The 3,853-nt window shown below is 39.1% G+C and carries 6 protein-coding genes; 2 read left to right on the top strand and 4 right to left on the bottom strand.

Annotation, left to right across the window (positions count from 1 at the left end):
- Positions 1 to 276: 276 nt before the first annotated feature.
- Positions 277 to 1,248 (top strand): MobQ family relaxase, encoded by a 972-nt coding sequence (gene mobQ, locus FTU00_RS15350; RefSeq protein WP_180179987.1) that lies wholly within the window; start codon positions 277 to 279, stop codon positions 1,246 to 1,248.
- On the top strand, positions 1,245 to 1,715 hold the full coding sequence (locus FTU00_RS15345) for a hypothetical protein (RefSeq protein ID WP_004870960.1): 471 nt from the start codon (positions 1,245 to 1,247) through the stop codon (positions 1,713 to 1,715). The genes mobQ and FTU00_RS15345 overlap by 4 nt, the downstream gene beginning before the upstream one ends.
- Positions 1,716 to 1,829: 114 nt before the next feature.
- Here the strand turns inward: FTU00_RS15345 and FTU00_RS15340 are convergent, their stop codons facing one another.
- The 4 genes from FTU00_RS15340 to FTU00_RS15325 form a co-directional block, all read right to left on the bottom strand.
- Positions 1,830 to 2,111, bottom strand: coding sequence for a type II toxin-antitoxin system YafQ family toxin (locus FTU00_RS15340; protein WP_001129137.1), 282 nt, complete (start codon positions 2,109 to 2,111; stop codon positions 1,830 to 1,832).
- The gene (locus FTU00_RS15335; RefSeq protein ID WP_004870963.1) at positions 2,104 to 2,397 is read right to left on the bottom strand and encodes a type II toxin-antitoxin system RelB/DinJ family antitoxin; all 294 of its coding nucleotides are present in this window, start codon (positions 2,395 to 2,397) and stop codon (positions 2,104 to 2,106) included. The genes FTU00_RS15340 and FTU00_RS15335 overlap by 8 nt, the downstream gene beginning before the upstream one ends.
- A gap of 115 nt (positions 2,398 to 2,512) precedes the next feature.
- Complete coding sequence (locus FTU00_RS15330; RefSeq protein WP_111885980.1) at positions 2,513 to 2,746, bottom strand: DUF6500 family protein; 234 nt, start codon at positions 2,744 to 2,746, stop codon at positions 2,513 to 2,515.
- 68 nt (positions 2,747 to 2,814) lie between these two features.
- The gene (locus tag FTU00_RS15325; RefSeq protein ID WP_104472901.1) at positions 2,815 to 3,156 is read right to left on the bottom strand and encodes a hypothetical protein; all 342 of its coding nucleotides are present in this window, start codon (positions 3,154 to 3,156) and stop codon (positions 2,815 to 2,817) included.
- Positions 3,157 to 3,853 lie beyond the last annotated feature (697 nt).

Below are 3,853 nucleotides of genomic sequence, written 5' to 3'. Positions count from 1 at the left end.
CCCGAACTTCGATTCACTGTTTTTGTTGAGCAATGATAAATCGCCATTTTTTCTTTTCAAGAGTTTCAGCAGCTTTTGTCATGATTCAGATTTCGGGATATAGAAAACCACTCAAGCATAAGGCCCTATGAATTGAAATTCAAGCGGGCTATATGCTATCGTGTTTTTCATGAAATGCGCACTTACGACTTGAATTTCATTCAAGTCATCGTTGCGTAAGGGGAATCCCCTTAACCCCAAAAAATTGCTACGCAATTTAAAAAGGCGAAAGAAAAAATGGCGATTTATCATTGCTCAACAAAAACAGTGAATCGAAGTTCGGGACGAACTGCGGTTGCATCGTCTGCCTACCGTTCAGGGGAAAAACTCAAAGATGAACGAACAGGACTAACCCACGACTTTACGAGAAAGGACGGTGTCGCCCATAGCGAAATTGTGTCTAACCTTGATATAGAAATAGACCGTAGCGAGTTGTGGAACTTGGCGGAACAGTCCGAAAACCGCAAAGATGCTCGAACCGCTAGAGAATGGGTGATTGCCTTACCTGATGAACTGGATGCAGATCAACGTAAGGACTTGGCAAAAGAGTTTGCCCAATCACTTGTTGATCGCTATGGCGTGATCGCAGATTTAGCCATTCACGAACCCAGCAAAGGCGGAAATGATAAAAACCATCACGCCCATATCATGCTGACCACCCGAAAAGCTGAATTAGACCCTGACAATAAACTCACTTTGACGACAAAAACCGATATTGAGTTAAGTAATGCCAAACGCAAAAGCCTAAATATGGGAACAACCCAAGACGACATCAAACAGATTCGGGAAACATGGGCGAACTTAGCCAATCACGCACTGGAGCGAGCAGGCTACCGAGAAAAAATAGACCACCGCAGCTATGCCGATCAGAACAATGGACTACAAGCCACCATTCATGAGGGGACTTCGGTCACTCAACTTCGTAGACAAGGCATAGACACCGAAATCAGCCGTTATAACGACCATGTGAAGCAACACAACGCCCAACACCTCAAACAACAGCAACAGCGCACAGACAGCGTTTTACAGCACGGTTTAAACCGTGCCGAGCAAGGCTTCGAGCAATGGCAGAAAAACCAAGAAGCTAAACGCCTAGAACAAGAACGCCAAGCCGAAATACAACGACAGCAAAAACTAGAGCAACAGCAAGCCGAGCGAGCCAACCGTAAAGCATCACAAGACTTAGATCAGGGCGGAATGTACCGATGAGCAACCAAAACGACCTAGATGACCAGCTCTATATTTTACTGGCATCTATGAAAGAGTATCGAGAAGCCATAGCAGACGATAACAAGCGATTAGAAGCGTTTTACAAGGAAGTGGCTAGCGGAGTACTCAATAAGACCGAAAAACACCTAAAAAACGCCAATCAGAAGCAAATAGACGCACTCAACAACAGTATTCGAGAATTAAACAATGCAACCAATCAACTTGACTGGCGATTCATGGCAATCTACGCCAGTGCTTTTGTTAGCTTGCTGATCGTTTTCTTTTTAGCATTATTTTTATATGTGCCGAGCATGGACGAAATCAAACAGCGTAGAGCAGACGTTGCATGGCTAGAACAAAAATACAGCCTAGATATTAAAAATTGCAATGGGAAGTCTTGCGTTCGCATCATGAAAAATGACTGTCACGGAGCGAATAAGGATTATTGTGTGATTGACCCAAAATAATGATTAGACAGTACTTTGCTCGGCTCTTGCCATCACCGAATCAATGACAGCAGTCGCAAAGTTGCCCGACTTTGAAACATGGCTAAAGCCATCTTTCAAAGCATCGAGCGATAGTCATCCAAAAATTTCGGAATGGCTATCCAACTGATGCAGTTCTAAAATATCGTCACCAACAAGCCTATAGATCAAGACTAAATCAGGCTTCACATGACAATCACGACAATTTTTAAACTCTGCACCACCTTTCAAGGGATGATCTAAATACTTTTCAGGCAAAGGATTATTTGCGACTAAACAATCTAATACTTCTGCCCATTCAGCCGTAACCAGTTCTAAATAACGTCTTTTAATATCACGTTTAAAAGAACTGGTTACGATAATCTTACGTTTAGCCATGTGCTTCTTCCGACATAGCTTTAATCGCTTCTTCTACCGTTTCGTACTCGGTGTACTCGCCATTTTCAATCTCTTTTAAAGATTGAAGTAACTTGGCTGCTGCTTTAGGAGTTAAAGCAGGTTCTCGTGCATAGTCAAAAGACAAAGGAATCGCTTTAGTTTTAACGATTTGATTCAAGAACAGTTTGAATGCTTGAGGCATAGTCAAACCATAGTCTTCCAAAATAGGGGTAACTTGTTCTTTTAACTCTGCTTCTAAGCGCATATTGAAATTGACTGCGGACATGATTCCCTCACTCAAAAACCATTAAAGTAAAGATAATATAAGTCATATTCTTTACTTTTTCATTACTTTTGATGTAATAAATGGTTTCTGACAACTGAATTTCGTATAACCGCCATTATGTTAAGTTAAGCGAAGATTCACTTAAAACAAGAGCTTTAATTTTTACGGCTTTTTCGAAATGATCTAATTTATGTTGCATGATCCACCAATTAGCTGCTTCCATTAAAAGCTCAGGATTATCATTTTTATTCTTGAAAAAGGCATAGAAAGATAAACCTACGCTATCTCCTTTCTTCTCAATTTTCTCATTACATCCATGAATAAATATTTCTCTTAACTCTTTTCTCATGTTTTTAACTTTCTCTAAAATTAATTACGAAGCCCCGATCTAAGATCAGGGCTTTATTTATTTCTACCTTACATTTCAACAAGTATTGATTCTCCTGTAGAACAGTCTCCATTACGCCATTGCCAGTTTTCAATTAACTTAATTTTTCCATTGGCTTGGATCTCAATCTCAGTATTACATTCACCTATACGTAATTCATTCATCTCATTGATGTGGTGGTATGCCATAGTGAAAGTTTTTTCAGAAGTCATGAAACCTAGTAAATGTCCATTGGTAATACTGCCACCAGAATAGGTAGCTTCTATACGCTCACCTACTTGGTAATAATTAAAAATAGTCTCGTGAGATACTTCTCCATTAGATGTATTTTTAGCATTTACAAATTTTTTATTATTTAGATTTAAGTTCATTTCTACTCTTTAATTTCCCTAAAATTAACATAATACACCTTATACGAAATGCGTTATAATTATCTATAGAAATCAATGCTGTAGTTTCTAGTTTATAGCCCGAACATCCCTGTTCGGGCTTTTTTTATGATTTTTCATGTTCCACGCCTATTCTTTGATCAATGTTTCACAACTTTGATTAGCTCCAGTAAAGAATTAAATCCTAGATATTAAAAACCGAGCGAGTGTCTACGAGCGATTGAGCATCATAAAAATTTCGCCCTTGCCTTTTCTCTGATTACAAGCTCCCTTTCGATTTTAAACGGTAGGTACAGAGCATCCCGAATGGGTGCGAACTTTGGAGCTTTTGCTTTTAGATTTCACAAACAGGATTAACCAAAAACTGCCCCACGAAGCGAGGAACGAGCTTCAATAGAGTACGAGCTTTAGCGAGTACATAGGGCAGTTTTAAGTATTTCCCTATTTTTTAATATTTTAAATATTTTTAAATATTTTTAGACCCCACTCAAAGCCATGCTGTGCGTGGCTTTGCAAGGTTTAACTATGAGGGATTGACGCATAACTATGAGGGATTGACGCATAACTATGAGGGATTGACGCATAACTATGAGGGATTGACGCATAACTATGAGGCGATATATTATTCTCATAATTAATAATAAGGAATACAAAAATGAGTAAGCTCTTAGTAGTCAAA

This window comes from Acinetobacter sp. YH12041, assembly GCF_013419975.1.
GTDB lineage: Bacteria > Pseudomonadota > Gammaproteobacteria > Pseudomonadales > Moraxellaceae > Acinetobacter.
This window is presented reverse-complemented; position numbering and strand designations above follow the sequence as displayed.

What these genes read in the sequence shown, in the direction of transcription:
- mobQ (WP_180179987.1), top strand. Translation starts at nt 277, where the DNA reads ATGGCGATTTATCATTGCTCAACAAAAACAGTGAATCGAAGTTCGGGA.
- FTU00_RS15345 (WP_004870960.1), top strand. Translation starts at nt 1,245, where the DNA reads ATGAGCAACCAAAACGACCTAGATGACCAGCTCTATATTTTACTGGCA.
- FTU00_RS15340 (WP_001129137.1), bottom strand. Translation starts at nt 2,111, where the DNA reads ATGGCTAAACGTAAGATTATCGTAACCAGTTCTTTTAAACGTGATATT.
- FTU00_RS15335 (WP_004870963.1), bottom strand. Translation starts at nt 2,397, where the DNA reads ATGTCCGCAGTCAATTTCAATATGCGCTTAGAAGCAGAGTTAAAAGAA.
- FTU00_RS15330 (WP_111885980.1), bottom strand. Translation starts at nt 2,746, where the DNA reads ATGAGAAAAGAGTTAAGAGAAATATTTATTCATGGATGTAATGAGAAA.
- FTU00_RS15325 (WP_104472901.1), bottom strand. Translation starts at nt 3,156, where the DNA reads ATGAACTTAAATCTAAATAATAAAAAATTTGTAAATGCTAAAAATACA.